The organism is Rhodococcus sp. NPDC080181 (assembly GCF_040702225.1).
GTDB classification, from domain to species: Bacteria; Actinomycetota; Actinomycetes; order Mycobacteriales; family Mycobacteriaceae; genus Rhodococcoides; species Rhodococcoides fascians.
Genome location: NZ_JBFBKN010000014.1, coordinates 17,796 through 44,554, shown reverse-complemented (window position 1 = coordinate 44,554; position 26,759 = coordinate 17,796). Strand labels below are relative to the sequence as shown.

The following is a 26,759-nucleotide window of genomic DNA, read 5'->3' as shown; positions in this document are numbered from 1 at the left end:
CGGCGTCGCCCGAAGTTGGAGTGTGGCACGTGGGCATGAGGCCCCCCACCGGTATGCCGTCGTTGTCGCGGCGAAGCCGGATCTTGCTCGTATTGGCCTTGGTAGTAGCAGCTTTGCTGCTCATCGGTCCGCGGTTGATCGATATCTACACGAACTGGTTGTGGTTCGGAGAAGTCGACTTCCGCGGCGTCTACACCACCACTCTGTTGACCCGGTTGGTGATCTTCCTCGTCGTCTCGGTCGTCGTCGGGCTCATCGTCTTCGGCGCGCTGGTCGTCGCGTACCGCAATCGCCCGGTGTTCGTTCCGGTGGCCGGACCCAACGATCCGATCGCTCGATACCGCACCACGGTGATGAGCCGATTGCGGTTGTTCGGCATCGGAATCCCGGTCGTGGTCGGTTTCCTGTCCGGCATGATCGCGCAGACGAACTGGGTCACCGTGCAGCTGTTTCTGCATGGCGGCGACTTCGGCCAGACCGACCCGCAGTTCGGCCTGGACGTCGGGTTCTACTCGTTCGATCTGCCGTTCTACCGCTTCATCCTGAACTGGCTGTTCGTTGCCATCCTGGTTGCATTCTTCGCAAATCTGGTGACGCAGTACGTCTTCGGCGGCATTCGTCTCGCCGGCCGAGAAGGAGCGCTCACTCGCGCGGCGCGGATTCAGCTCGCTGTGCTGGCCGGCACCTTCGTCCTGCTCAAGGCCATCGCCTACTGGTTCGACCGATACACGTTGTTGTCGAGCAGTCGTAAGGAGCCGACGTTCACCGGTGCCAGCTTCACCGACATCAATGCGGTGCTGCCGGCGAAGCTGATTCTGTTGGCCATCGCGGTCATCTGTGCTGTTGCCTTCTTTGCGGCCATCTTCCTTCGTGACCTCAGAATCCCCGCCTTGGCCACAGCCCTGTTGGTGTTGTCGTCGATCCTCATCGGTGCCGTCTGGCCGTTGGTGATGGAACAGTTCTCGGTTCGTCCGAACGCGGCCGACAAGGAGAGCACGTACATCGAGCGCAACATCGCGGCAACGAGGTCTGCGTACGGCTTGACCGATGACGTGGTCTCGTACCGCGACTATTCGGGTGAAGCGTCGTTGAGCCCGAGCGAAGTGGCATCGGAGTCGGCCACGATGTCGAACATCCGGTTGCTCGATCCGAACATCCTCGCGCCGACGTTCACTCAGCAGCGTCAGATCCGTAACTTCTACGGATTCCCCGACACACTGGCCGTCGACCGCTACCCGGACGCGGACGGCAACCTCCGCGACTACGTCGTCGCCGCGCGTGAGATCTCACCGCAGACTCTCGACGCGAACCAGCGTGACTGGATCAACCGCCACACCGTGTTCACTCACGGAAACGGCTTCGTTGCTGCTCCTGCCAACTCCGTCGACGAGGCTGTCGCCGACGAGTCCAGCGGCGGGCGTGGTGGTTATCCCAACTACCAGGTGAACTGGATCGAGAACAACGCCGAGGGAACCGTGCGTAAGGACGGCCCAGGTGACCTCGATCAGCCGCGCATCTACTTCGGCCCGGTCATCGCGAATTCCGACGCCGACTACTCCATCGTCGGCTCGGCCGGCGAACCCCGTGAGTACGACACGGACAGCAAGAGCTACTCCTACACCGGTGCAGCGGGTGTCGACGTCGGCAATTTCTTCAACCGACTCGTGTTCGCGAGCAAGTACGCCGAGCGCAACATCCTGTTCTCGAGTGTGATCGGTGACGAATCGAAGATTCTGTTCAACCGTGATCCCCGAGACCGCGTGCAGAAGGTCGCGCCCTGGCTCACCACCGACGGTTCGACGTACCCAGCGATCGTCGACGGCAAGCTCGTCTGGATCATCGACGGCTACACAACGCTGGACAACTTCCCGTATGCCCAGCGGATGTCGCTCGAGGATGCCACTGCCGACAGCATCGAGTCGACGACGACGCGCGCACTGCCGAGCCGGGAAGTCTCGTACATCCGGAACTCGGTCAAGGCCACCGTCGACGCCTACGACGGCACTGTCAAGCTGTACGAGCAGGACGAGAACGACCCGGTGCTCAAGGCATGGGAAGGCGTGTTCCCCGGAACGGTCATCCCCAAGAGCGAGGTGTCTCCGGAATTGCGGGATCACTTCCGGTACCCGGAGGACCTGTTCAAGGTTCAGCGTGAACTGCTGACGAAATACCACGTCAACGATCCGCGAGAGTTCTTCACCAATAACGCGTTCTGGGAGGTTCCGACCGACCCGACCGCGGAGAACACTGCCGCCAAGCAGCCTCCGTACTACGTCGTCGCGTCCGATATCTCCAACGAGGAGAACCAGGCCTCGTTCCAGCTGACCAGTGCGCTGGTGGGGTATCGCCGAGAAGTGCTGGGCGCGTATGTCAGCGCGGATTCGGATCCGGAGAACTACGGCAAGATCACCGTGCTGAGGCTGCCGACCGATACGTCCACTCAGGGCCCGAATCAGGTACAGAACCAGATGACGACCACGACGGACGTCTCCGAAAGCCTCGGCATCGTGCGCCGGGAGAACACTGTCGAGTTCGGCAATCTTCTGACCCTGCCCGTGGGCAACGGCGGTCTGATCTATGTGGAGCCGGTCTACGCCTCGCGCACCAACGAGGCGTCGGCGTACCCGCAGTTGATCCGGGTGTTGGTCTCGTACGAGGGTCGTGTCGGTTACGCCGCCACGCTGCCCGAGGCCATCGAGCAGGTATTCGGGGCCGGTGCCGGACGGACCGTCACGGCGCCGGGGGAGACCGACGGCAGTACCCAGCCGGGTGCCGTACCCGAGACGACCCCGTCCGAGGGCGGTTCGACGCCGGCGAATCCGGCTCCGTCCACCGGTGGGTCGACCACCAGGGACGCCGCTGTCACCGGGTTGAACGACGCACTCTCCGCCGTGCGCACCGCACAGCAGAGCGGCAACCTGGCGCAGCTCGGCACCGCGCTGGAGAACCTGCAGACAGCTGTCGACGCGTACAACCGGGCCGGTAGCTGATCGGCACTGTTCCACCGGGTTGACTGCAACGACAGAGCCGCCTCACCGAATCGGTGAGGCGGCTCTGTCGTTGTTCGCTACATCGGATGCGCTGGGCATCCACTGCGAGCGGAACGAGGCAGTTCTAGCGAACTGCCGGTGAATCAGCGTCCGATGGGCGCGAGCACTGGAGCGTTCGCAGCAGCGAAGTGCTGGAACTGGGTGCTCAGGCCGTACTGGTCTGCGAGCTTGGATGCTGCATCGAATGCGCCCTGAGCGGCCTGTGTAGCTGCTGCGACCTCGGGTGCGACGGCAGGCGCAGGCGCAGGGGCCGGTGCCGGTGCCGGTGCTGCCTGAGGAGCCGGTGCCGGTGCCGCTTCGGGCTCGGCTGCCGAGGTGCCGGTGGTCAGCTGCTGACCACAAACGGGCCATGCGCCCGGTCCCTGGCTTTGCAGGGTGTTCTCCGCGACGCGGATCTGCTCGGCCTTGGAGGCGTTGGCCGGGGATCCGGTTCCGCCGTTGGCCGTCCAGGTGCTCTGCGAGAACTGCAGGCCGCCGTAGTAGCCGTTTCCGGTGTTGATGCTCCAGTTGCCACCGCTCTCGCACTGTGCGACGCCGTCCCAGTTGTGGGGGGCTGCGTTGGCGGTTCCGGCAGAAACGCCGAGCGGAATGGCGACGGCTGCGCCGGCGATGGCGGCCAATCCGAGTGCGCGCTTACCGAAGTTGTTCTGAGTGGTCATGCGGGGTGAATCCTCTCCGCGCTCGACTGGCGCGACTGGCCTGCGAATCGTTACGCCGGTGGTGATGGCGATGACGACCAGGCACTTCGTATCGTCGCGGCTCTGCCCCCGTACGTATTGGGGACCACACCCGCGGGGCAGAGCGAAAGAAGCGGCGGGGTGGTGCAAGCCCAGCGGTTTAGGGCCGTCCGTGAAGGTAGTCGAGGATTCACTCACCGTCACTGAGCGGATATGGGATGCCGACCGTCCACATAGTGGGATTGGGCCCCCTGTTCGTGCAGCTCGAGCCGCATTGTGGCGGGAATGTTTCACCTTCGTGACCCGACCGTTATGTGACTCGAAACACGCAAGAAAAGAGACCCGGAGCACTATTTCGAGGGGCTGCGAACGTGCTGTTCGGGTCGGCTCGGCCGCGCGTCGAGCCTGATCGGCTGGGACCGAGCACCCCGTGGTCACGTGATTTGCATTCGTCGTACACGCAGGGGTAACTTCGTAGATGCAACGCGGGGTGGAGCAGCTCGGTAGCTCGCTGGGCTCATAACCCAGAGGTCGCAGGTTCAAATCCTGTCCCCGCTACCACTCGAAGAAGCCCGAGACCACACGGTCTCGGGCTTTTTTGTGCTCTGATAGTCACCGTGCAATCACGTTGGACTGCCCGATGCCCGTGCGAAGAGGGCGACCGAGGATGATCCTGCCCGCTGTTCGAGATCCCCGGCTCGTCACCGCCCGGCGCGGGGGACTGCTGTCCGATGACGATCATCGGGCCCTGGCACTCTGGGCTGCTGCCTGTGCCGAACACGTGCTGCCTCTGTTCGAGAGCTCGGTTCCGTCGGACGCCAGACCGCGGGAAGCCATCGACGGGATCGGCGCGTGGGTACGCGGTGAGCTGCCGATGATGGAGACCCGCGCCCTCGGCGGACACGCGATGGGCGCAGCGCGTCCCCTTCGCGGAGCGGCTCGATTCGCCGCCTACGCCGCAGGCCAGGCCGCATGCGTGGCGCACGTGGCCGAACACGAGCTCGGAGCAGCGGCGTACGCCATCAAGGCAGTTCGAGCTGCGGCACCGTCGTCGAGCGCAACCGCCGCGGCGTATGCGGAAAATGAGTGGCAGAGGGAACAGCTGCCGGACAGCGTGCGGGCTCTGGTGTTGGAGGACCAGCACAGGAGAAACAGCATCTGCTGGTACGTGTTCGAGTAGATCTACAGAACCGTGACCGTGAAGGACTGGGTGTCGACGACCAGAGCGCGAAGATCGTGCGGCCTCAGCTGATCTGCGGCAAGCAGTGACGTATCGGGACGAAACCGGATCGTGGTACCGGTCCGATCCGTAGGGGCAGTCGACACCAATTCGGTGGCGGGCAACCCGTGCTGGTATCGACGGGTCCACGAGCCCTCACTGCGACGGTTGGTGTGCTCGAGCACGTCCGACAGCGCTGCAACAGTCGACATTCCGCGGCGGGCATGTCCGTCCGCCAACAGCACTGGCTCCAGCCGGTCGAAGAATCGAACATCTGCAGTGCTCACAACGGGCTTGCGAATTGCGAGTCCGCGGTCGAACCGTGTGTCGGTACCTCGTCCGAGGTCCGTTACATCGATCGTGCCGTCCGAGTCGAACGTGATGGTCGCGTGACCGCCTCCCTGATCCTCGGCTTCGTCCACCGCATACGCGAGGACTTCGAGAACCAGGTGCAGCACTCCACCCGGCGCGTACTCACCGGGGCGGCTTCTGATGTGCGAGAGGTGATCTCGATCGACGTCCATCGACCAGTCGTGCGTCGTGGTGGACCAAGTGCTTCGGCCGGACACGGAGGGGTCGGGCACCGACGTCAGTCCGAGACCTGCTCCCGTGCATCGTCGCTGGTGACGATGTCATCGTCGTCGGTGGTCGCAGCATCCTCCGGCTCGTCTGCGGTGAGGTCGACGGTGTCCGCGCCCTCGAGAGCCGTCAGTTCCTGTTCTGCCTCTGCGATGAGGCCCTTTGCATTCTCTTCGACCTTCTTGATCCACTCGGCCATGACTGTCACCCTTCGCTCGATCGTCTACCACCGGTCTACCAGACTCGAGCCCTCTAGGATCATCGGTGTGCGAATGAAGACCCCACGACTGGTTCTCGACGAGCCTGCAGATGCGGATCTCGACGCGTTGTACGAGATCTGCAGTGATCCGCAGTCGTGGACACACTTTCCGAGCTTGCGGCACAACGACATCGGTACGACCCAACGTATGGTGCAGAACTGGACTGCGCAGTGGCGTCGAGATGGATTGAGCACATGGATCGTTCGTGAGCACGGCAGCGACATGATCGGCGGCTACGGCGGGTGTTCCATCCGACAGAATGCCTTCTGGAATCTCGGCTACCGTCTCCATCCTGACGCGCAGGGCAAGGGGTACGCCGCAGAAATGTGTCGAACCGCAGTCGAGTGCGCGTACCGAACTCGGCCCGAAATGCCGGTCGTGGCATATCTTCTCGAACACAACCTCTCATCCGCTCGCGTGGCAGAGCGCGCCGGCCTGAAGCTGGTATCCCGTGGACCCGATATCGGCAACCCCGATCCCGAGGCCATCCGATTGGTGTACGCAGACCGACCGCTGACGGCCGATCAGGTGGATGCTGTGCTGTCCGCCTGATCCCGTGCGTCGGCAACCTCGGCCAGTCGTCTTCCCAGCAAACGCTTCTCGGGTGCCGTTCGCGCGAGATCCAGTGCTTTCCGGTAGTGCACGGCGGCCTCGTCCATCCGGCCCAGTCGGTGCAGCAGATCGGCCTTCGCCATCGCGAACGGGTGGTACCGGCGCAGGACCGGCTCAGCGGCGATGGCGTCCAACAACTCGAGCCCGGCCTCGGGCCCTTCGGTCATTGCGACGCCGACGGCCCGGTTGAGCGCGACGACCGGTGATGGTGTGAGTGCCATCAACACGTCGTACAGGGCCACGATCTGAGGCCAGTCCGTGCCCGCGGCGTCAGCAGCCTCGTCGTGTAATGCCGCGATGGCGGCCTGAACGGAGTACGGGCCGGCCGGCCCGCGGGTCAGGGCCTCGCTCACGAGTTCCGATCCCTCGGCCATGAACGCGGCATTCCATACGCGCCGGTCCTGATCGGCCAACAGCACGATCTCGCCGTGTTCGTCGATCCGGGCGCGGCGTCTGGCGTCGGTCAGCAACATCAGCGCCAGCAAGCCCGTCACCTCGGACGTGCCCGGCAGAGCCGCGTGCAGAACTCTGCCCATACCGATCGCTTCGTCTGAGAGATCGACGCGTCCGACTCCATCGCCGGATGTCGCCGAGTACCCCTCGGTGAAGATGGAGTAGACGACCTCGAGCACCATCGGCACTCTTTCCGCGAGCTCGTCCGGTCCTGGAACGCGAAACGGAATGCGAGCTGTGCGAATCTTGTTCTTGGCCCGCACTATTCGCTGTGCCGCCGTGGCAGGAGGGATGAGCAGTGCGCGCGCCACCTCTGCTGTGGACAGACCCGCGAGACACCTCAGCGTCAGGGCGAGTCGGTCCTGGGCAGCAAGAGCCGGGTGGGAGCACGTGAAGAACAGCTGGAGGCGATCGTCGGGCACACGATCGTCGAGCGCATTCGAGCCGGACGGGTTGTCGCGGTCCGAGTTGATCTGTAGTGCGGCCATTTTCGCAGCCAGTGTCTCATCGCGTCGGAGGCGGTCGACTGCCTTGCGCCGGGCTGTGGTGAGCAACCAGGCCCCTGGCTTGGCCGGTATGCCATCGATCGGCCAATGCTTCAGAGCCGCCTCGATGGCATCCGACGTCACCTCCTCCGCGAGGTCGAGGTCACGGTAGCGCTGCACCAACGACGCGAGCAGCATCGAGCGCTCGGCACGGAAGACCGATGCGATCGTTCGACTGACGTCGACCTTGCTCACCGAACGATCCCGCGCGTCAGAATTCTGCGAGCGGGCGCACGACGACGGTGCCGCCGTCCTTGGAGCCGGGGCAGCGGGCCGCCCACTCGAGCGCGGCATCGAGGTCGGGAACGTCGATGACGTCGTAACCCCCGAGTACCTCGTGCGACTCGGCATACGGGCCGTCCGTAACGGTCCGTTCGCCCGTGCTCGGATCGACGCGTACCGCGGTAGCAGTGGTCAAGTCGGCCAGCGCGTGCCCGGCAACGTAGACCCCGGCCTCCTTCAGTTCCTTCTCGTACGTCATCCAGTCCTCCACACTGCTGCAGCCGGGTGCAGCACCGGGGGAGGTGTCGGCGTTGATCAACAGGATGTACTTCATGGTGCGCTCCCTGGTTCGGTACCTCGGTGTCGCGGCGCGATTCGCCGTACACGAAGACGACGATCGAGACATCACGATATCGACACGGACCCTCGACATTTCTTCCAAGCGCACGAAAGCGGCACCGGACGCACAGTCCGGTGCCGCTTGTCGATCACGTGCCGACTCGATGACGAGCCACTGCTTACTTCAGCTCGGCCGAGGACTTTCCGAGTACGCGACGGGCAACGATCAGCTGCTGGATCTGCTGCGTGCCCTCGAAGATGTCGAGAATCTTGGAGTCACGGCTCCACTTCTCGAGCAGCGGGCGCTCGGAGTAGCCGTAGGTACCGGCCAACTCGACTGCTTTGAGGGTGATGTCGACTGCGGAGCGTCCGGCCTTCGCCTTCGACATCGACGCCTGCAGCGAGTTGGGCTCCTTGTTGTCTGCCATCCATGCCGCGCGCAGTGCGAGCAGGTGCGCGGCTTCCCAGTCTGCTTCGAGTCGCAGGAATTCTGCGGCCGCCGCGTGCTGGTTGTAGGCGGGAGTCTCGTACGAGATGTCGACTCCGGCATCGACCAGGATGGACCGCAACTCCTCGAGTGCGGCACGGGCGACGCCGATCGCCATTCCAGCAACCAGAGGGCGAGTGTTGTCGAACGTCTGCATGACGCCCGCGAAGCCCTTTTCGACGTTGACCTCGGCGGTGCCGAGCAGGTTGTCCTTCGGGATGCGGCAATCCTCGAGCAGCAGGGCTGCGGTGTCGGACGCCTTGATGCCCAGCTTGTGCTCGAGGCGGGCAACCGACAGGCCCGGAGCGTCACGCGGGACGACGAACGACTTGATGGCCGCGCGGCCGAGAGACTTGTCGACCGTTGCCCACACCACGATGTGGGTGGAACGCTCACCGGCGGTGACGTAGATCTTCTCGCCGTTGAGCACCCACTCGTCGCCGTCGAGGACAGCGGTGGTGGTGACTGCCGCGGAGTCCGAGCCGAAGCTGGGCTCGGTGATGGCCATCGAGGCCCACACCTTGCCGAAGCGCTCGAGCTGCTCGTCGGTGGAGACCGCGGCGATAGCGGAGTTGCCGAGTCCCTGGTACGGGATCGACAGTGTGAGGCCGACGTCGCCCCAGCAGGTCTCGATGACGTTCACCAGAGCGGACATGTTGCCGCCGTTGGAGTTCGCGGTCTTGCTGGGCTTGGCCGACTCGCTGTCCTTCTCACGGCCACCGGCCGCTCCGCCGATTTCGCCACCGGCGTCGGACATGCCCTCGACCATGGACGCCATGGTGTCGAGTTCCACCGGGTACTCGTGCTCGGCGAGGTCGTACTTGCGGGAGATGGGGCGGAAGATCTCGGCAGCGACCTGGTGAGCCTGATTCGCCTGCGCCCGAAGCTTCTTGGGAAGTTCAAGATTGATCATCGTGTGTGTCCTTGGGTGAGTGCCATGGAATTCGGGGCGGCGAGCTAGATGAGAACGATGCCTTCGGCGACGCCGACGGACCGTAGATCGCGGTACCAGCGCTCGACCGGATGTTCCTTGGTGAAGCCGTGTCCACCGAGCAACTGCACACCGTCGGAGCCGATCTGCATGCCCTTCTCGGACGCCAGGCGGCGTGCGAGGGCCGATTCACGAGTGAACGACAGTCCCTGCTCGGCGCGAGACGCGCCACGCAGCGTGACCAACCGCATGCCGTCGAGCTCGATGGCGATGTTGGCGACCATGAAGGCCACGGCCTGGCGGTTACTGATCGGCTCGCCGAACGCAACGCGCTCGTTGACGTACGGAACGACGTAGTCGAGTACGGCCTGGCTCGTACCGACGGCCAAGGAGGCCCAGCCCAGACGGGCCAAACCGATGGCGGCGCTGTACTCGGCGGCGCGCTGGTCGGCGTCACCATCACCGAGCAGAGCCGACTCGGGCACTGCCACGTCGGTGAGGATCAGGCGACCCAGTCCCGCGGCGCGCAGACCCATGCTCGGATCCGCTTCGACGACGAGGCCCTTGGAATCGGACTCGACGATGAAGAAAGTCGGGCGACCTTCGAGTTCAGCGGCGATGACGAACAGCTCGGAGCTGCCGGCCGCAGGCACGAGGCTCTTGACTCCGTTGAGCTTGTACCCGCTGGGGGAGCGAACGGCCTTGGTCTGCAACGCGTACGGATCGAACAGTGCGCGGGGCTCGTTGACGACCACTGCTGCGTTCGGCACCTTCTCGCCGACGAATGCCGGGAGGTACGTCTTCTGCTGCGCGTCCGTTCCCCACTGAGTGAGGGCGACAGCGACACCGCTGGGCGCGAGGATCGGCAGGGCCAGGCCCATATCGCCGTGGGCGAGAGCCTCGGCGACGAGGGAATTGGTGACCGCACCGCGCTCGCTGGCGGCACCGTCGAGTTCCTCGGGAACGTTGATGAGCGTGATGCCGAGTTCGGCCGAGCGACGAACCAGGTCCTCGGGGGAGGAGGCGTTGTGATCTGCCTCGAAGGCGGCCGGCCGGAGAATTTCCTCGGCGAACTCCTTGACCGTTTCGACGATCATGCGCTGCTCGTCGTCGGGCGTCAGGTCGAAGTAGCTCAGGTTCTTCGCGGCACCGTCGTCGAGACGCTTGGGCTTGCCGCCTCCGGTGACCTTGGCGAACGTACGGTTGGCGGCACCGAGAGTCTTGAAACCGGTTTTGGTGCTCTCGTACGTGACGCGGTCGATCGTCTGTCGGAGGTTGTACTTCTCCGCCAGTTCGGACCCGGTGATGGCCGTCAGAACGCGCATGGCGGTTCCGATCGCATCTCTCTTGAACGGGTTGAGGCCAACCGCAGAAGTATCGCGGGGCACCTTAGGGGCCTTCGCGTCGACCACACTGTCTTGCTTGCTCATGATTACCAGTTCCTCGGCGTCGGGCACGGACTTCACAGATCTTACTCCCGAGTAAGTTAGCTGTCTACTGTCGAGTAAGTACTGGTGGCGCACGACACCGTGGCGGGTCTTTCGTATCCTGCGTCGTACCGATGTGACAGGCTGTTTCCCGTGCATCCGATAGCTCAGATCTTCGCCGCCCTCGCCGCGGTACTCCATGTCGTCATCTTCGTCATGGAAAGCGTGCTCTGGTCCAAGCCGGCCGTGTGGGCGAAGTTCGGTGTCGCCAGTCAGAGCGACGCCGACATCACCAAGCCGATGGCCTTCAATCAGGGCTTCTACAACCTGTTTCTCGGCATCGGCATCGTGGTCGGCCTCATCGTCGGCGGCTCGGCCGGCGACGCGATCGTCTACTTCGCGTGCGCCAGCATCGTCGGCGCGGCTCTGGTGCTCGCCACCGGCGGAGCGAAGTACTTCCGGCCCGCGTTCGTGCAGGGAATCACCCCGCTCCTGGCCCTGGTCCTGGCCGCAGTCCTCTGACGCCTCGCTGTTCTCACCGTCCGTCTCCGGTGAGTGCCGACCGATTCACGCAGCGGGGGAGAGGCGGCCGAGGATGTCCTGGTGCAGCAGCCCGTTCGTGGCTACCGCGCTCCCGCCGTGCGGCCCGACGCGTCCGTCGAGCGAGGTGAACGTCCCGCCCGCCTCGCGCACCAGAACATCGAGTGCCGCCAGATCCCACAGGGAGACCTCCGGCTCGGCGGCGATGTCGAGGGCTCCTTCGGCGAGCAGGCAGTACGAGAAGAAGTCGCCGTAGGCGCGAACTCGCCACACGTCATCGGTCAGTCCGACGAAGCGGTCTCTCGTTCCGAGGTCGGCCCAGCCGGACAGGCTGGAGAAGCTCAGACTCGACGCGGAAAGTGAGTCGACTTTCGACACGTGGATTCGACGGGCGGTTTCGTCGCCGACGCTCGTCCACGATCCCAGCTGGTCGGCGGCCCACCATCGGCGATGCAACGCCGGGGCGCTGACCACTCCGACGGTGGGAACGCCGTCCTCGAGCAGCGCGATCAGCGTGGCCCACACGGGTACGCCGCGCACGAAATTCTTGGTGCCGTCGATCGGATCGACGACCCATTGGCGGCCGCTGAACGTAGCCGTGCCACCGAACTCCTCGCCGAGCAGAGCATCGTCGGGACGCTCCGATCCGAGCTGCGCCCGAATCATCGTTTCCACGGCCAGGTCTGCGTCGCTGACCGGTGTGAGATCCGGCTTCGAGTCCACCGTCAGGTCCATGGCGAGGAATCGTCCACGAGTGATGATGTCGGCTTCGTCGGCGAGCCGGAGGGCGAGATGCAGATCGGCAGAGTAGTCGGTCACCGCAGAAGACTATCGCCGCGCACGGGCCTGCTCGTACGCGGCAATATGGGTGGCCGGGCCTATCCGGTGACTTCGTTCAACTTTCCGGTGGCAACATCGAAGACGAACCCGCGAAGCGACTCGTGTTTCGTGACGAACGGGCTGAGCTCGATGCGCGCCAAGGACTGCCGAACGTCGCGGTTCAGATCGGGGAACGATTCGGCAGCCCAGTTGGGCTTCAGACCCGTTTCTTCCTGGAGGTCGTTCTTGAACTCGTCGTCGGTGAACGTGAGCATGCCGCAATCGGTGTGGTGGATCAGGATGATCTCCTTGGTGCCGAGCAGCCGCTGGCTGATGGCCAGTGAACGAATCTCGTCGTCGGTGATCACCCCACCCGCATTGCGGATCACGTGTGCTTCCCCGTCGGCCAGGCCGAGAATCCGGTAGACGTCGAGCCGGGCGTCCATGCACGCGACCACCGCGACGTGCTTCGACGGCGGCAGCGGTAGAGGGCCGTCGAACTGGGCGGCGTATGCCTTGTTGTTCTCGAGGTACTGGTCGGTGACGGTCATACGAGACTCCTGTGTCCATCGAATGTCGCTGGCACCGTGCGGCGGCAGTGATGTCGACGTGCGCATATGTCGACGCGTCGAAAGCTAACAGCGGACGAGGTGCCCGAACAGGGTTCGAATCAGCACGGTTCGAACCCCTGGATGAGCATGCGTCTTCGGGGGCGGTCGGTGACGGGTTCGTGTGCCGGTAACCTTGACTCTCGTGCATCCCGACGTTTCTGCAGACCTCGCCGAGCTCGACACCACTCTGTCCACAGTCGAGTCCGTTCTCGACGTCGAGGAGCTGCGGCGACGCATCGACGAGCTGGAACATCAGGCCGCCTCACCCGACCTGTGGAACGACCAGGAACACGCTCAGCAGGTGACCAGTCAGCTCTCCCATGCGCAGGCCGAACTGCGCCGCGTCGAAGAGCTCCGGCAGCGCCTCGAGGACATGCCGGTTCTGTACGAGTTGGCCGAGGGAGAAGAAGGCGAGGCCGCCGCATCCGCCACCGCCGATGCCGATGCCGAACGCGCCTCGCTCCGAGAAGACATCGCTGCCATGGAAGTTCGAACGCTGCTCTCCGGCGAGTACGACGCCCGCGACGCCCTCGTGAACATTCGGTCCGGTGCCGGCGGAATCGACGCCGCCGACTGGGCGGAGATGCTCATGCGCATGTACATCCGCTGGGCCGAGAAGCACGGGTACGGCGTCGAGGTCTACGACACGTCCTACGCCGAAGAAGCCGGGATCAAGAGTGCGACCTTCGCGGTCAAGGCTCCGTACACCTACGGCACGCTCTCGGTGGAGCAGGGCACACACCGGCTCGTCCGGATCAGCCCGTTCGACAACCAGGGTCGTCGTCAGACGTCGTTCGCCGAGGTCGAGGTGCTTCCGGTCGTCGAGACCACCGACCACATCGAGATCCCCGAGAACGACATCCGGGTCGATGTCTACCGCTCGTCCGGGCCCGGTGGACAGTCGGTCAACACCACCGACTCCGCTGTTCGATTGACGCACATTCCGACCGGAATCGTCGTGACCTGCCAGAACGAGAAGTCGCAGCTACAGAACAAGGTATCCGCCATGCGCGTGCTGCAGGCCAAGCTTCTCGAGGTCAAGCGCAAGGAAGAGCGGGCCGAGATGGACGCGCTCAAGGGTGACGGCGGCAGCTCCTGGGGCAATCAGATGCGCTCGTACGTGCTGCACCCGTACCAGATGGTCAAAGATTTGCGTACCGAGTACGAGGTCAACAATCCGTCTACTGTTCTCGATGGAGACATCGACGGCTTCCTGGAATCGGGAATTCGATGGCGAATGCGAGGGGAGCAGTAACCGATGACGTCCTGGCTCGACCCGACGCTCGACTTCAAGCTCAACGCACTCGGAATCGTGCTGTACATCCTCGGTGGACTGCTGGCGGCGCGGTTCGTCACGTGGACCGGCTCCCGGATCACCGCTCGTATCGATCAGAACTACCAGCACAGCGACGCGCTCGTCCGGTCGGAGGCCGCCAAACACCGTCATGCGTTGGCTCAGGTCATCACCTGGGTGCTGGTCACGCTCATCTACATCCTGGTCACCATCGAGGTGCTGCGTCGTTTCGGCTTCGGGGTCGGTGGGCTCGTGGCACCCGCCACGGTCATCGGAGCGGCACTCGGCTTCGGCGCGCAGCGTGTGGTGCAGGACATTTTGGCCGGATTCTTCATCATCACCGAGCGTCAGTACGGCTTCGGAGATGTCGTTCAGATCGCCGTCAACGGATCGGCAGAGGACGCCGAGGGCACCGTCGAGGACGTCACGCTGCGGGTGACCCGGGTGCGTAGCGTCGACGGAGAGGTCATCACCATCCCGAACGGGCAGATCGTCAAGGCGATCAACCTGTCGAAGGATTGGGCGCGCGCCGTCGTCGACGTGCCGGTGCCCAGTACCGCCGATCTGACGCAGGTGAACGCTCTGCTCCGTGCGGTCGGCCGGGACGCATTCGCCGATACGCGGTTACGTCCGCTACTGCTCGACGAACCGACCGTGATGGGCGTGGAGAGCATCGAGGTGGGGCAGGTGAACGTGCGCCTGGTCGCGCGGACGCTGCCGGGCAAGCAATTCCAGGTGGGACGAGAGCTTCGGGTGAGAGTGGCCGCCGCGCTGCAGCCCGAGGGCATCAACGTTGCCCCCGACGTCAGTACGGCCGGAGTTGCACCGGAATCATCGGGACGAGATCGGACGGAAGACCAGTGAGTACACCCGATACCGGAACCGAACGCTCGCAACGAAATTGGCGGCAGTGGCGCATTCCGGCCAAGATTTACGGTCGTGTCAGAACGTCCACCGTCGCGTTCGGCATCTGCTTCGTGCTCACCGGCCTGCTGTACGGGCAAGTCAGCGAAGATATTGCGAAACGAGACAGTGAACGTGTCCAGGGTCCGGTTGCGGTGAGCCCGGACGAGCTCATCGAGCCGAGCGAGTCGCAGACGTACGTACCGACCCCGTCACGTCTGTCGACCACCAGCTCACCCAGCGCGACCACCGAACCGGAGCCCTCGACGAGCGCCGACGACACCGGGACCCAGTCGACCACGACCACCGCCCCGCCGACCACGACGACTGCCCCGTTCGGTGTGCCCCTCCCGCCGGCAATTCAGTCGCTCATCCCGTCCCGGCCTGCACCGACGTCGTCGCGCTGAGGCACTCTTTACTGCCTCTCGGGACTCGCCGCGGTGCCCGCTCGCTTCCGGCGGTTACCGGCGGGTAAGGACTACACTGGCGACCCGTGATCAGCACCTCGAATGTGTCCAAGTCCTACAAGACCTCGACCAGGCCCGCTCTGGACAAGGTGACGGTCTCCATCGACAAAGGCGAGTTCGTGTTTCTGATCGGGCCCTCGGGTTCGGGCAAGTCGACATTCATGCGCTTGCTGCTCAAGGAGGAGACGCCGACGTCCGGCGATATCCACGTAGCGGACTTTCACGTCAACCGGCTCGCTGCTCGTCGCGTCCCGCGGCTACGGCAGAGCATGGGGTGCGTGTTCCAGGACTTCCGACTGCTGCAGCAGAAGACCGTGGTGGAAAACGTCGCGTTCGCGCTCGAGGTGATCGGCAAGCCTCGATCGATGATCAAGCGCACTGTTCCCGAGGTGCTGGATCTGGTGGGACTCGGCGGCAAATCCGACCGTCTGCCCAACGAGTTGTCCGGTGGCGAGCAGCAGCGTGTGGCGATCGCCCGGGCGTTCGTCAATCGCCCGCTGGTGTTGCTCGCGGACGAGCCGACCGGAAACCTGGATCCGGACACCAGCCAGGACATCATGCTGCTGCTCGAGCGCATCAATCGCACCGGAACCACCGTGCTGATGGCGACCCACGACAACCACATCGTCGATTCGATGCGTCGACGCGTCGTGGAACTGGACAACGGACGAGTCGTTCGTGACGAGGCCCGAGGGGTCTACGGCGTCGGCCGCTGACGCCGACGACCGAACTCGACCGCTCAGACTTCTCGACCGAACGAATCGAAGGGCTCGGATTCCGCGATGCGCGCAAGTTTCATCTTCAGTGAGGTCTTCACCGGCCTTCGCCGCAACATCACCATGACGATCGCCATGATCTTGACGACTGCAATCTCGCTCGGCCTGTTCGGCGGCGGGTTGCTCGTGGTGCAGATGGCGGGAAAGACCCAGCAGATCTTCCTCGATCGGGTGGAGGTGCAGATTTTCCTCACCGATGACATCTCTGCCACCGACGCAGATTGTGCCCAGGACACGTGCGCTACGTTGCGCTCGGATCTCGAGAACACCCCCTCCGTGGTCTCGGTGCAGTACCTCAACCGTGAGGACGCGGTGAAGGACGCGACCGAGCGAGTGTTCAAGGACCAACCCGAACTGGCCGAGTTGGTCAGTGCCGACAGCTTTCCGGCCTCGTTCAAGGTGCGTCTGAGCGATCCGGAACGATTCGGAGTAATCAACGACAACTTCGAGAACCGTCCGGGTGTGCAGAGCGTGCTCAACCAGCGAGACCTGGTGGAGCGGTTGTTCAGCGTCCTCAACGGAGTGCGCAACGCAGCGTTCGCGATTGCCACAGTGCAGGCGATCGCTGCGATCCTCCTGATCGCCAACATGGTTCAGATCGCCGCGTTCACCAGACGAACCGAGGTCGGCATCATGCGGCTCGTCGGTGCCACCCGGTGGTACACCCAGCTGCCGTTCCTCCTCGAAGCCGTGGTCGCAGCTCTGGTCGGTTCGGCGCTGGCGATCGCCGGGCTGTTCACCGCGAAGAACATGTTCATCGACGACGTCCTCTCCGACGTCTATCAAGCCAACATTCTGGCTCGGATATCGAACAGTGACGTGCTGTTGGTCTCGCCGTTCCTCGCACTCGTCGGAGTGGGAATGGCAGCGGTCACCGCCTACATCACATTGCGCCTCTACGTGCGCGAATAAATTCGGTTGCCGATCGGTTCTATGCTGGAGCGGTTGCCGATGAGGCGGCGTCATGCATCGAACGCTCGAGAAAGGGCCCTGCAGTGAGAGAGAAGGGCCGCAAGGCCATTGCGACCAATCGCAAGGCACGGCACAACTACTCCATACTCGACGTCGTCGAGGCCGGAGTCGCGCTCGTCGGCACCGAGGTCAAGAGCCTGCGCGACGGCAAGGCCTCCCTGGTCGACGCGTTCGCGACCGTCGATGACGGCGAGATCTGGCTGCGCGGGCTGCACATCGCGGAATACACACTCGGAAGCTGGACCAACCACGCACCGCGTCGAAACCGCAAACTTCTCCTGCACCGTCGCGAGATCGACCGCCTGGCCGGCAAGGTCAAAGAGGGAAACCTGACGTTGGTGCCGCTGTCGATGTACTTCTCGGACGGCAAGGTCAAGGTCGAACTGGCTTTGGCCAAGGGCAAGCAGGACTACGACAAGAGGCAGTCGTTGGCCAAGCGCACCGCCGAACGCGAAGTCACTCGTGAGCTCGGGCGTCGAGTGAAGGGCATGCGCTGACCGCTGTCCTGCTCGCTCTGGTAGCTGCCGTGGGCTACGGGGTGAGCGATTTCGTCGGCGGTGTCGCGTCCCGTCGAGTCGCAGCCCTGCGGGTGGTCATCGTGTCCTACCCGCTGTCGCTCGTCATCGTGTTGCTCGTCGCTCCTTTCGTCGGCGGGACCATCGAACTCCCCGCAATGCTGTGGGGCCTGGCGTCGGGTGTAGCGGGCGGCGTCGCCGTGTGGTGGTTCTATCTCGCGCTCGCGGCCGGGCCGATGGCTGTGGTGTCCCCGGTGACGGCTGTGTTGGTCGCCGGGATCCCAGTTCTCGTCGGGTTGTCGATGGGGGAGCGCCCAGGAGTCATCGCGTTCGTCGGCATCGCGGTGGCGCTGGTGGCTGTCGTGCTGGTCAGCAAGGAGTCACCGGACGAGGTGACCGGCGAGGTCGCGGGCGGCCGGGAGATGAAGTTCACCCGCACCGTGGCTTGGTTGACGATCGGGTCGGGTGTCACGTTCGCCTTCGCCTTCATCTTCCTGCATCAGATCGGCGACGGCAGTGGGCTGTGGCCCCTCGCGGCCTCCCGCGCATCGGCCACCGCGGTGGTCTGGGCCGTCGCGTTGGCGTCGGGGCATTTCGCACCGCCACACGGCAGCGTGCTCAAACTCGCGGCGTTCGTCAGCGTGCTCGACGTGGTCGCCAACGCCGCGATGATCTACGCGTACGAGGGCGGTCTGCTGTCGTTGGTGAGCGTCATCGCCTCGCTCTATCCGGCAGCGACGGTGCTGCTGGCGATGGTGATGCTCGGGGAACGAGTCGGCACACTGCAGAAAGTAGGAATGGCGTTGGCACTCGGGGCCATCGCCATGATCGCGCTCGCGGGTTGAACTTGCCCGCGCACGGGTAATGAACCCGTTTATGACTGCTTCCGGTTCTACCTCCGATGGCCCCACATCCGAGAACGCGTCGTCTCGGCCGCGTGTGCTGGTCACCGGTGCCACGGGATATCTGGGCGGTCGTCTGGCACCGCGCCTGCTCGACGAGGGCTACCGAGTTCGCGTGTTGGCTCGGACCCCGAGCAAGCTCGACAACGTTCCGTGGGCGGCGGACGTCGAGATCGTCCAGGGTGACCTCAGTGATCGGGAGTCACTGAAGGAGGCGCTCAGCGGCGTCGACGTCATGTACTACCTGGTGCACTCGATGGGCACCGCGGGCCATTCCGATTTTGCCGAGACCGAACGCGACAGCGCCGAGAACGTGGCCACGGTCGCTGCGGATTGCGGCGTCGGGCGCATCGTCTACCTCGGGGGCCTGCACCCGCCGACAGGAGAGCTGTCCCCACACCTGAAGTCACGCGCCGAAGTCGGTCGCATTCTGATCGAGTCGGGAGTCCCGACGATCGTGCTGCAGGCGGGCGTCGTCATCGGGTCCGGTTCGGCCTCGTTCGAGATGATTCGCCACCTGACCAATCGGTTGCCGGTGATGACCACCCCGCGGTGGGTACACAACCGTATTCAGCCGATTGCCGTACGCGACGTGCTGCATTACCTCATCGGGGCCGCGAGCGCTCCGGTCACCGAGTCCCGCACGTACGACATCGGCGGGCCGGACGTCATGCAGTACGGCGAGATGATGAACATCTACGCCGACGTGGCCGGTCTGCGCCAGCGTCGCATCATCGTGCTGCCGGTGTTGACGCCTCGCCTGGCCGGTCACTGGATCGGGTTGGTGACGCCGATTCCGCGCGGATTGGCGATGCCGCTCATCGAATCGTTGCAGTACGACGCCGTCGGTCACGAAATGGATATCGACGCCGTCGTTCCACGTCCGGCCGAAGGCTTGACGGGCTACCGAGATTCGGTGCGGCTGGCTCTACGCAAGATCGACGACGGCGAAGTCGAGACACGGTGGACCGACGCCACCGGAACTGCGGCCCCGTCGGATCCGCTTCCCTCCGACCCGGATTGGGCTGGAGAGGTCGTCTACACCGATACCCGGGTGGCCCGAAGCGGCGCGCGTTCGAGCACCATTCGGCCCGCGCTCGAACGGTTGGCCGACGCCGAGGTGCTCGCCGGTTGGCACCGTGACGCCACGGGGCCGGATGCGTCCGCCTCGGGAACCGAACACACCACCCGGCTGAAGTCGTCGCGACGGCTGCCGGGAGAGGCGTGGTTGGATCTCACGGTCGGTGGCACCGCCAAGCAGCCGACGATCGAACAGCGACTCGTGTTCTTTCCTCGCGGATTGGCCGGGCGAGCCGTGTGGTACGCGTCGTTGCCCGTACGCAGGGCCGTTGCTCGTCGAATGCTGCGGACAGTAGTGGAACGAGTCGAGTCCGACGCCGGTGCAGCCGCGGCGCAGGGACCTGCCGGCCGTTAACGGGATGAATATGGCCGATCGACGCGTTACACTGAACAGCCCGGACACGGTGTCCGGGAACATACGGGGCTGAACGGTTTCGACTTTGTATGTTGAGTCAGGGGAAGCGTGTCGGTGCAGGCGAGAGACCACCGTAAGCGTCATCGCAACCTTATAAGCGCCGATTCCAATCAGCGCGACTACGCACTCGCTGCCTAAGTAGCGACTGCGTGTCTGTCAGTCCGGGCTTGCCCTCGGCCCGGGTACTGGCATCAGCTAGAGGGCTCACCGATTCATCCGGCCGCGGGATGATGAGGAACATCAAACAGTGGCTGGGATCGTCATCCTGACTTGTTCGCGAGATCGGGAGATCCAAGTAGAGGCATAGCGGACTGCACACGGAGAAGCCCTGGCAATGCAGCAGAGGACCCGGGTTCGATTCCCGGCAGCTCCACTGTGAAGGCCGGGCCGAGAGACTTTCTCTCGGCCCGGTCTTTTTTTGTGTCGGACACCTCACAAACACTGCTGTCGACCCGGTCCCACCCGCAGGGGGCTCGGTGCCGAATAGAGAGCATGAGCAACCAGCGGACCCCAGTTCTCTACACGGGGAAGCGGCTGTCGTCGCCGTCGATGGTGGTATTGGTTCTGAGCGGTGGCAAGGACGTGAGTCGCGCGCGCAGCAGGCCGTGGCACCTGGCGGGGTTGAGAATGTGGCCCCTCACCTGGGCGCTTCGGCGGGCCGGACGTAGCCGCGACATCTCGGTCCAACAACTGCGATATCGATTCCGCGGCTGGAACGCCCCCGAACGGACGCCGGTAGAGGACGCGCGGTGGGCGCTGCGCCGCATTCGTGACCGCAATCCCGAAGTTCCTGTGGTCGTGGTGGGGCACTCGATGGGCGGGCGCACAGCTGCTGCGCTGATCGACGACCCGTCGATCGCGGGTGTCGTTGCGCTTGCTCCGTGGTGGCCGCAGGGTACGGAGGCCGACGGATTCGACGAGAAGCGCACGCTGCTCGTGGTGCACGGAACTGCCGACCGGTGGACCGACCCGCGAACCTCCCGTCGTGCGACCGAACGCGCGATGGCGAACGGTGCCGACGCCGAATATCTCTCGGTGCCTGGAGGCCATTTCATGCTGCGTGATCCGCGCGTGTGGTCGCGCGTCACTCGTGACTTCGTTCTCCGTATCGCCGACGAGTCAAGGGCGCGAGCCGATTCGAGCGAATCCGGTGCGTCGACGGGCTGCAGGGGAGAATCGTCGTGACCCGCCGTGTCGCCGTCGTGGGTAGCGGGGTGGCCGGCCTCACGGCGGCATACGCGCTGTCCAAGAACTCGTCGGTGACGTTGTACGAGGCCGACTCTCGGCTCGGCGGCCATGCGGACACCCACTTCGTGGACGGCCCCGGTGGTCCGGTGGGCGTCGACACCGGGTTCATCGTGCACAACGACCGCACGTATCCGACGCTGCTCCGTCTGTTCGACCAGCTCGACGTGCCGACGCAGGATTCGGACATGAGCATGTCCGTTCGGTGCGACGGTTGCGGGCTCGAATACTCGGGCGGACAGGGAATGCGGGGCATTCTCGCGCAGCGGACCGCGGTCCTCCGGCCTCGCTTCGTCTCGATGCTGCTCGACGTCAAGCGTTTTCATCGTCTGGCGACCGAGCTACTCGAGCGCGAGGACGCCGCGGACACCGAGACGACGCTCGCTCAATTCTTGGAGCAGCACTCGTTCTCCGCATACTTCGAATCCCACTTCATGACACCGTTGGTGTCCGCGGTGTGGTCGTGCGATCCGGACACTGCTCTCGCCTACCCGGCTCGCTACCTGTTCACTTTTCTCCGCCACCACGGAATGCTCACCGTCACAGGATCTCCCACCTGGCGTACCGTCACCGGCGGGTCGATCGAATACGTTCGTCGGGTTGCGGAGCACATCGACGAGGTGTTGCTCGACAATCCGGTACATGCTGTCTACCGGTCCGGGGATTCGGTGCAGATCCGGGACGGCCACGACGACCTGCGCACGTTCGACGCCGCCGTGATCGCAGTCCATCCCGGTGCAGCGCTGAAGATGCTCGCGGAGCCGACTGCGCTCGAACACAGCGTTCTCGGAGCTATGCCGTATTCGGTCAATCACACTGCACTGCACACCGACTCGTCGGTGCTGCCACGAAACATCAGAGCGAGAGCGTCGTGGAACTACCACCTCCCGTCCTGTAGCGCCAAACCCGATCGAGTTCTGGTCAGCTACGACCTGACGAGGTTGCAGCGATTGGGTGACAGCGATCGAAGGATGCTGGTCACCCTCGGGGGAGCAGATCGCATCGACCCGAACACGGTGCTCGACGAGATGACCTACGAGCACCCGCAGTACACCCCCGAATCCGTCGCAGCGCAGCGTCGGCTGCCCGAATTGGACACCGATACGGTGTCGTTCGCCGGGGCGTACCACGGGTGGGGATTCCATGAGGACGGTGCGTTGTCCGGAGCGCGCGCCGCGCAACGGGTGGGGGCCTCGTGGCTCTGACGTCGGTTCTGCCGAACACCCGGGCGCACGGGGCGGCGCTGTATCTCACTCGGATCGATCACGTCCGACGAGCACCGATACGAAATACGTTCTCGTACAAGAGCTATAGCTGGTTCGTCGACCTCGACGCACTTCCCGAACTGCCGCGGATCCTGCGGCCACTCGCATCATTCGATTCCCGCGACCACATGGGTGACCCTGGTGCCACCATTCGCCAGAACGTCGATGCCTTCTTGGCAGAGAGCGGAATCGATCTCGGCGGCGGTCGCATCACGATGTTGGCCAGCGCGCGGGTGTTCGGGCGCACGTTCAACCCATTGACTGTGTACTGGTGTCACGACCGCGACGGAGACCTCCGCTGCGTGGTGGCCGAGGTGCACAACACCTACGGGGAGCGATACCGGTACCTGTTGGACACCGGTCGCCACGGTGAGGCACGGACTTCCAAAGAGTTCTACGTCTCACCGTTCAATGACGTCGACGGCGAGTACTCCATGCAGCTGCCCGAGCCGGACGCCACACTCCGGCTGTCGATCGTCCTCGAACGTCTCGGTCACCCTCCGTTCGTGGCGACCGTCGTCGGCCGTCGCCGCCAGGTGACGACGCGATCGATTCTTCGTACCGCACTCGAGATCCCGATGGCACCGCTGCGAGTGGTGATACAGATTCGCTGGCAAGGCATTCGGCTCTGGGCGCGGGGTCTGAAGATCGTGCAGAAACCTGCCCCTCCGGGGGCGCGGAGCGTTCAGAAGGAAGGAGCTCACAGATGACGACGGTGTCTCGAACCGATTCCGTGTCGCACCCGTCCGGTCCCGGGCCGCGCCCGCTGGTCGATCCTCGGGTCTGGCCCCAGATCGCCCACGTTCCCGGTGGCGTGAAAGTTGCGGTCGCCGCGCCCGTTGCCGACTTTCTCTTCCGTCGTGCGGTCGCGGGATTGCAGGTCCGAGTCGCGATGCCGGACGGCACAGTGATCGGGGCCGGATCGTCCGACGCACCGTTGATGACGGTCTATCGGCCACACGACTTCGCCGCGCGCGTCGGCGACAGCGGCCTCATCGGATTCGGTGAGGCATACATGGCCGGAGACTGGGATGCCGAGGATCTCACCGCTGTGCTCGAGGTCTTCGCTCGTCGAATGGCGTCGCTGATTCCCGATTCCTTGCAGCGACTCCGTGGGCTCTACGTCCCGAAACCTCCACGGAGTGAACGCAATACGACGAAGAACACTCGATCCAACATTTCGCGTCACTACGATCTGTCGAACGAGCTGTTCGAGCTCTTCCTCGACGAGACCATGACCTACTCGAGTGCGTTGTTCGCCGGATCGGGACCCGACGACAGCATGGAGCTCGCCGACGCCCAGCGCCGAAAGATCGACCGGCTACTCGATCGCGCAGGCGTCGGCGAAGGAACCAGGGTCCTCGAGATCGGCACCGGATGGGGCGAGCTGGCCATTCGCGCGGCCGCTCGCGGCGCGACGGTCCGGTCGGTGACACTGTCGGTGGAGCAGCAGGAGCTCGCGCGTAAGCGTTGCGCGGCAGCGGGATACAGCGATCGAGTACAGATCGATCTCCTCGACTACCGGTTGGTGGACGGCCGATACGACGCCATCGTGTCGGTCGAGATGATCGAGGCCGTCGGTCATCAGTACTGGGCAACCTATTTCGAGACGATCGATGCACATCTGGCACCGGGCGGACGCGTGGCGATCCAGGCCATCACCATGCCGCACGACCGGATGCTGGCCACCCGCAATACGTACACGTGGGTGCACAAGTACATCTTTCCCGGCGGGTTCCTGCCGTCGGTGCGGGCCATCGAGGAGGTGACCGAGCAGCACACCTCGCTTCGGGTTCGCGAGCGCCTGTCCATGGGTGATCACTACGCGCGAACCCTGGCCCTGTGGGACAGTCGCTTCCGTGAATACCGCAGCGAGGCAGCGGATCTCGGGTTCGACGAAGTATTCGCGCGAATGTGGCACTTCTACCTCTGCTATTCGGAGGCCGGATTCCGATCCGGGTACCTCGATGTTCAGCAGATCGTGCTCGATCGAAGGGACGACCGATGACCACCTCGACAAGTACCGTGGACCGGACCGATCGCAGCGTCGGTGTTGCACACCGAATTGCCGAGTTGATGGAACCCCTGGTGGGTGGCCCGCTTCCCGTCCGGCTGCAGGCGTGGGACGGATCCGTTGCCGGCGACGCCCTGGCACCGAAAGTGATGTTGCGGAGCCCCAGCGCTCTTCGTCGATTGCTGTGGAGCCCCGGTGAACTCGGTGCTGCGCAGGCGTACGTCACCAGGGAGTTGGACGTCGACGGCGATCTTGCCGCGGCTCTCGATCATGTCTGGGGTGTGGTCCGTGAGCGCCGGCTCTCGGCAGTACGACCGGGGCCGGCATCGTTACTGCGGCTGGCGCGGCTGGCCAAGGATCTCGGCGTGTTCGGCCGCCCACTACCGCCACCCGCGTCGCAGGCCTCGGTGAAGGGGCGGCTGCACTCGTTGCTTCGCGACCGCGCTGCGATCAGCCACCATTACGACCTGTCGAACGACTTCTACGAACTGGTCCTCGATTCGCACATGGCGTACTCGTCGGCCTACTGGACCTCGAATTCGCCGGATTACACCCTCGATGATGCCCAGCGCGACAAGCTCGACCTCGTGTGCCGAAAGATCGGGCTCGACAAACGATCCGGGCAACGGTTCCTCGACGTCGGCTGTGGCTGGGGGTCTCTCAGCCTGCATGCGGCACAGGAATACGGAGCGCAGGTCGTCGGAGTGACCATCTCGCGCGAGCAGAAAGCCTTCATCGACAAACGAATCGCCGACCGAGGTCTGCAGGACAACGTCGAGATCCGAATCCAGGATTATCGGGAGATTCCGGACGGGCCCTTCGACGCGGTGGCGTCGATCGAGATGGGTGAGCATGTGGGGGAGGCCAATTACCCGACCTACACCGCCGCACTGCACACCAACGTCAAGCCGGGTGGGCGAGTACTGATCCAGCAGATGTCGCGAAGAGAAGGCGACAACCCCGGCGGCGGGGCATTCATCGAATCGTTCATCGCGCCCGACATGTTCATGCGCCCGGTCGGGCGGACCGTGGCCATGATCGAGGAGGCCGGACTCGAGGTTCGCGACGTCCATGCTCTGCGGGAGCATTACGTGCGGACCGTCGATGTCTGGACGGAGCGCTTCGAGGCGCGGTACGGCGACGTGGTGGTCATGGTCGGGGAGGAGGTCGCTCGCGTCTGGCGGCTGTACCTGATCGGCGGCGGAATGGCTTTCCGGGACAACAGGATGGGCGTCGACCAGATCTTGTCCGTTCGCCCGGTCGAGGGGTCGTCCGGGATGGAACCGGTCCGCCCGGTGTGGGTGGCCGCGCGGTGAATTGGTCCGACTTCTTCACCGTGTCACTGGCGAGTCTCGGCGGTACCGCTGTCCTGATGATGGTCACCGCCCTCGTCGGTGCCCGTATCGGACGACACAATGTCGTGGATGTGACGTGGGGTGGCGGCTTCGTTCTGATCGCGCTGATCTCCGCTGCGACCGGAACCGGTGATCTATGGCGACGACTCCTGCTCGTCGTGCTCGTCGGAGTGTGGGGGCTTCGTCTTGCGCTGCACATGGTGCAGCGCTCACGCGGACACGGTGAGGATCCGCGGTACACCGAGCTGCTGTCCAAGGCCACCGGCAACAGAACCTGGTATGCCCTGCGGAAGATCTATCTGACGCAGGCGGTTGCGCTGTGGTTCGTGTCCCTTCCACTGCAGGTATCCGCCGTCTCACACGGATCGGTTCTACCCGTCGTCGTACTCGGCGTAGTGATCTGGCTACTCGGATGGACGTTCGAGGCAGTGGGCGACGCGCAATTGAAGGAGTTCAAGGCCGACGCGTCGAACAAGGGCAAGATCATGGACCGTGGTCTGTGGTCCTGGACGCGGCATCCCAATTACTTCGGCGACTCGGCAGTGTGGTGGGGCCTGTTCCTCGTCTCGGCCTCGGCGTGGCCTGGGGTGTTCACGCTTCTGTCGCCCGTCGCGATGACGTACTTCTTGGTGTTCGCCACCGGGGCTCGACTGTTGGAACGGAGCATGGAGAAGCGTCCGGGGTATCGCGAATATCAGCAGCGAACCAGCTATTTTCTGCCACGGCCACCGAAACGGCAGAGCAAGTAGCTCGCGGGTGGGGCAGCGGCGTTAGGGTTGAACGAG

Annotated in this window: 27 protein-coding genes, 1 tRNA gene and 1 other RNA gene; 20 read left to right on the top strand and 9 right to left on the bottom strand. The window is 64.3% G+C overall.

Annotated elements, in window-relative coordinates; genetic code table 11:
• Positions 1 to 29: 29 nt before the first annotated feature.
• On the top strand, positions 30 to 2,990 hold the full coding sequence (locus AB0O58_RS16980; RefSeq protein ID WP_366238519.1) for a UPF0182 family protein: 2,961 nt from the start codon (positions 30 to 32) through the stop codon (positions 2,988 to 2,990).
• Between the two features lie 143 nt (positions 2,991 to 3,133).
• On the opposite strand, the gene AB0O58_RS16975 is transcribed toward AB0O58_RS16980, so the two are convergent.
• Complete coding sequence (locus AB0O58_RS16975) at positions 3,134 to 3,709, bottom strand: transglycosylase family protein (RefSeq protein ID WP_032401398.1); 576 nt, start codon at positions 3,707 to 3,709, stop codon at positions 3,134 to 3,136.
• Positions 3,710 to 4,211: 502 nt separating this feature from the next.
• Here AB0O58_RS16975 and AB0O58_RS16970 point away from each other — a divergent pair.
• A tRNA-Met gene (locus AB0O58_RS16970) sits at positions 4,212 to 4,288 on the top strand.
• A 106-nt stretch (positions 4,289 to 4,394) separates the two neighbouring features.
• Positions 4,395 to 4,907 (top strand): putative immunity protein, encoded by a 513-nt coding sequence (locus AB0O58_RS16965; RefSeq protein WP_366238518.1) that lies wholly within the window; start codon positions 4,395 to 4,397, stop codon positions 4,905 to 4,907.
• Positions 4,908 to 4,909: 2 nt separating this feature from the next.
• Here AB0O58_RS16965 and AB0O58_RS16960 read toward each other — a convergent pair whose 3' ends face one another.
• Together AB0O58_RS16960 and AB0O58_RS16955 are read right to left on the bottom strand one after the other, a co-directional pair.
• Positions 4,910 to 5,530 (bottom strand): hypothetical protein, encoded by a 621-nt coding sequence (locus AB0O58_RS16960; RefSeq protein ID WP_202902204.1) that lies wholly within the window; start codon positions 5,528 to 5,530, stop codon positions 4,910 to 4,912.
• A gap of 5 nt (positions 5,531 to 5,535) precedes the next feature.
• The gene (locus AB0O58_RS16955) at positions 5,536 to 5,724 is read right to left on the bottom strand and encodes a hypothetical protein (protein WP_032366331.1); all 189 of its coding nucleotides are present in this window, start codon (positions 5,722 to 5,724) and stop codon (positions 5,536 to 5,538) included.
• A 73-nt stretch (positions 5,725 to 5,797) separates the two neighbouring features.
• Between AB0O58_RS16955 and AB0O58_RS16950 the strand changes: the two genes are divergently transcribed.
• Positions 5,798 to 6,337 (top strand): GNAT family N-acetyltransferase, encoded by a 540-nt coding sequence (locus tag AB0O58_RS16950; RefSeq protein WP_032401422.1) that lies wholly within the window; start codon positions 5,798 to 5,800, stop codon positions 6,335 to 6,337.
• On the opposite strand, the gene AB0O58_RS16945 is transcribed toward AB0O58_RS16950, so the two are convergent.
• The 4 genes from AB0O58_RS16945 to AB0O58_RS16930 form a co-directional block, all read right to left on the bottom strand.
• On the bottom strand, positions 6,310 to 7,590 hold the full coding sequence (locus AB0O58_RS16945; protein ID WP_366238517.1) for an RNA polymerase sigma factor: 1,281 nt from the start codon (positions 7,588 to 7,590) through the stop codon (positions 6,310 to 6,312). The two genes, AB0O58_RS16950 and AB0O58_RS16945, sit on opposite strands and share 28 nt — an antisense overlap.
• A 16-nt stretch (positions 7,591 to 7,606) precedes the next feature.
• On the bottom strand, positions 7,607 to 7,951 hold the full coding sequence (locus tag AB0O58_RS16940; protein WP_027496565.1) for a YciI family protein: 345 nt from the start codon (positions 7,949 to 7,951) through the stop codon (positions 7,607 to 7,609).
• 184 nt (positions 7,952 to 8,135) lie between these two features.
• Positions 8,136 to 9,356 carry an acyl-CoA dehydrogenase family protein gene (locus AB0O58_RS16935; protein WP_032366333.1) on the bottom strand — a complete coding sequence of 407 codons (1,221 nt, stop codon included), beginning with the start codon at positions 9,354 to 9,356 and terminating at the stop codon, positions 8,136 to 8,138.
• Between the two features lie 44 nt (positions 9,357 to 9,400).
• Positions 9,401 to 10,804, bottom strand: coding sequence for an acyl-CoA dehydrogenase family protein (locus AB0O58_RS16930; RefSeq protein WP_205913876.1), 1,404 nt, complete (start codon positions 10,802 to 10,804; stop codon positions 9,401 to 9,403).
• Positions 10,805 to 10,954: 150 nt separating this feature from the next.
• Between AB0O58_RS16930 and AB0O58_RS16925 the strand changes: the two genes are divergently transcribed.
• Positions 10,955 to 11,323: a DUF1304 domain-containing protein gene (locus AB0O58_RS16925; protein ID WP_094717645.1), complete on the top strand. Its 369-nt coding sequence runs from the start codon at positions 10,955 to 10,957 to the stop codon at positions 11,321 to 11,323.
• 45 nt (positions 11,324 to 11,368) lie between these two features.
• Here AB0O58_RS16925 and hisN read toward each other — a convergent pair whose 3' ends face one another.
• Positions 11,369 to 12,160, bottom strand: coding sequence for a histidinol-phosphatase (gene hisN / locus AB0O58_RS16920; RefSeq protein WP_363798024.1), 792 nt, complete (start codon positions 12,158 to 12,160; stop codon positions 11,369 to 11,371).
• 59 nt (positions 12,161 to 12,219) lie between these two features.
• Positions 12,220 to 12,711, bottom strand: coding sequence for a carbonic anhydrase (locus AB0O58_RS16915; RefSeq protein ID WP_027496570.1), 492 nt, complete (start codon positions 12,709 to 12,711; stop codon positions 12,220 to 12,222).
• Between the two features lie 202 nt (positions 12,712 to 12,913).
• On the opposite strand from AB0O58_RS16915, the gene prfB reads away from it, so the two are divergent.
• The 15 genes from prfB to AB0O58_RS16840 all read left to right on the top strand — a co-directional run bounded on the left by prfB (position 12,914) and on the right by AB0O58_RS16840 (position 26,723).
• Entirely contained in the window at positions 12,914 to 14,026 is a 1,113-nt protein-coding gene (gene prfB, locus AB0O58_RS16910) for a peptide chain release factor 2 (protein WP_027496571.1), read from the top strand.
• Positions 14,027 to 14,029: 3 nt separating this feature from the next.
• Positions 14,030 to 14,929: a mechanosensitive ion channel family protein gene (locus AB0O58_RS16905; RefSeq protein ID WP_032401394.1), complete on the top strand. Its 900-nt coding sequence runs from the start codon at positions 14,030 to 14,032 to the stop codon at positions 14,927 to 14,929.
• The gene (locus tag AB0O58_RS16900) at positions 14,926 to 15,375 is read left to right on the top strand and encodes a hypothetical protein (protein WP_366238516.1); all 450 of its coding nucleotides are present in this window, start codon (positions 14,926 to 14,928) and stop codon (positions 15,373 to 15,375) included. Before AB0O58_RS16905 ends, AB0O58_RS16900 begins: the two co-directional genes overlap by 4 nt.
• 86 nt (positions 15,376 to 15,461) lie before the next feature.
• Positions 15,462 to 16,151 (top strand): cell division ATP-binding protein FtsE, encoded by a 690-nt coding sequence (ftsE, locus tag AB0O58_RS16895; protein WP_027496574.1) that lies wholly within the window; start codon positions 15,462 to 15,464, stop codon positions 16,149 to 16,151.
• Positions 16,152 to 16,217: 66 nt separating this feature from the next.
• Entirely contained in the window at positions 16,218 to 17,123 is a 906-nt protein-coding gene (ftsX, locus tag AB0O58_RS16890; protein WP_283313995.1) for a permease-like cell division protein FtsX, read from the top strand.
• A gap of 83 nt (positions 17,124 to 17,206) precedes the next feature.
• Entirely contained in the window at positions 17,207 to 17,680 is a 474-nt protein-coding gene (gene smpB / locus AB0O58_RS16885) for an SsrA-binding protein SmpB (protein ID WP_027496576.1), read from the top strand.
• Positions 17,681 to 17,688: 8 nt separating this feature from the next.
• Positions 17,689 to 18,543 (top strand): DMT family transporter, encoded by an 855-nt coding sequence (locus AB0O58_RS16880; RefSeq protein WP_366238532.1) that lies wholly within the window; start codon positions 17,689 to 17,691, stop codon positions 18,541 to 18,543.
• A gap of 31 nt (positions 18,544 to 18,574) precedes the next feature.
• Complete coding sequence (locus tag AB0O58_RS16875) at positions 18,575 to 20,035, top strand: SDR family NAD(P)-dependent oxidoreductase (protein WP_366238515.1); 1,461 nt, start codon at positions 18,575 to 18,577, stop codon at positions 20,033 to 20,035.
• A gap of 65 nt (positions 20,036 to 20,100) precedes the next feature.
• Positions 20,101 to 20,471, top strand: a transfer-messenger RNA (tmRNA) gene (gene ssrA, locus AB0O58_RS16870).
• Positions 20,472 to 20,587: 116 nt separating this feature from the next.
• Entirely contained in the window at positions 20,588 to 21,280 is a 693-nt protein-coding gene (locus tag AB0O58_RS16865) for an alpha/beta fold hydrolase (RefSeq protein WP_366238514.1), read from the top strand.
• Positions 21,259 to 22,545: an FAD-dependent oxidoreductase gene (locus AB0O58_RS16860; protein WP_230593583.1), complete on the top strand. Its 1,287-nt coding sequence runs from the start codon at positions 21,259 to 21,261 to the stop codon at positions 22,543 to 22,545. The genes AB0O58_RS16865 and AB0O58_RS16860 overlap by 22 nt, the downstream gene beginning before the upstream one ends.
• Entirely contained in the window at positions 22,536 to 23,315 is a 780-nt protein-coding gene (locus AB0O58_RS16855; RefSeq protein WP_366238513.1) for a DUF1365 domain-containing protein, read from the top strand. The genes AB0O58_RS16860 and AB0O58_RS16855 overlap by 10 nt, the downstream gene beginning before the upstream one ends.
• Positions 23,312 to 24,613, top strand: a complete 1,302-nt coding sequence (locus tag AB0O58_RS16850; protein ID WP_366238512.1) for a cyclopropane-fatty-acyl-phospholipid synthase family protein — start codon at positions 23,312 to 23,314, stop codon at positions 24,611 to 24,613. The genes AB0O58_RS16855 and AB0O58_RS16850 overlap by 4 nt, the downstream gene beginning before the upstream one ends.
• Positions 24,610 to 25,935, top strand: coding sequence for a cyclopropane-fatty-acyl-phospholipid synthase family protein (locus tag AB0O58_RS16845; protein ID WP_366238511.1), 1,326 nt, complete (start codon positions 24,610 to 24,612; stop codon positions 25,933 to 25,935). The genes AB0O58_RS16850 and AB0O58_RS16845 overlap by 4 nt, the downstream gene beginning before the upstream one ends.
• A 56-nt stretch (positions 25,936 to 25,991) precedes the next feature.
• The gene (locus AB0O58_RS16840; protein WP_366238531.1) at positions 25,992 to 26,723 is read left to right on the top strand and encodes a DUF1295 domain-containing protein; all 732 of its coding nucleotides are present in this window, start codon (positions 25,992 to 25,994) and stop codon (positions 26,721 to 26,723) included.
• The last annotated feature ends 36 nt before the right edge of the window (positions 26,724 to 26,759 follow it).

Coding starts and splice junctions, on each gene's coding strand:
- AB0O58_RS16850 (WP_366238512.1), top strand. CDS start 23,312: ATGACGACGGTGTCTCGAACCGATTCCGTGTCGCACCCGTCCGGTCCC.
- AB0O58_RS16845 (WP_366238511.1), top strand. CDS start 24,610: ATGACCACCTCGACAAGTACCGTGGACCGGACCGATCGCAGCGTCGGT.
- AB0O58_RS16875 (WP_366238515.1), top strand. CDS start 18,575: ATGACTGCTTCCGGTTCTACCTCCGATGGCCCCACATCCGAGAACGCG.
- AB0O58_RS16975 (WP_032401398.1), bottom strand. CDS start 3,709: ATGACCACTCAGAACAACTTCGGTAAGCGCGCACTCGGATTGGCCGCC.
- AB0O58_RS16965 (WP_366238518.1), top strand. CDS start 4,395: ATGATCCTGCCCGCTGTTCGAGATCCCCGGCTCGTCACCGCCCGGCGC.
- ftsX (WP_283313995.1), top strand. CDS start 16,218: ATGCGCGCAAGTTTCATCTTCAGTGAGGTCTTCACCGGCCTTCGCCGC.
- AB0O58_RS16950 (WP_032401422.1), top strand. CDS start 5,798: ATGAAGACCCCACGACTGGTTCTCGACGAGCCTGCAGATGCGGATCTC.
- AB0O58_RS16930 (WP_205913876.1), bottom strand. CDS start 10,804: ATGAGCAAGCAAGACAGTGTGGTCGACGCGAAGGCCCCTAAGGTGCCC.
- AB0O58_RS16905 (WP_032401394.1), top strand. CDS start 14,030: ATGACGTCCTGGCTCGACCCGACGCTCGACTTCAAGCTCAACGCACTC.
- AB0O58_RS16940 (WP_027496565.1), bottom strand. CDS start 7,951: ATGAAGTACATCCTGTTGATCAACGCCGACACCTCCCCCGGTGCTGCA.
- AB0O58_RS16840 (WP_366238531.1), top strand. CDS start 25,992: ATGATGGTCACCGCCCTCGTCGGTGCCCGTATCGGACGACACAATGTC.
- AB0O58_RS16915 (WP_027496570.1), bottom strand. CDS start 12,711: ATGACCGTCACCGACCAGTACCTCGAGAACAACAAGGCATACGCCGCC.
- AB0O58_RS16865 (WP_366238514.1), top strand. CDS start 20,588: ATGAGCAACCAGCGGACCCCAGTTCTCTACACGGGGAAGCGGCTGTCG.
- AB0O58_RS16935 (WP_032366333.1), bottom strand. CDS start 9,356: ATGATCAATCTTGAACTTCCCAAGAAGCTTCGGGCGCAGGCGAATCAG.
- AB0O58_RS16955 (WP_032366331.1), bottom strand. CDS start 5,724: ATGGCCGAGTGGATCAAGAAGGTCGAAGAGAATGCAAAGGGCCTCATC.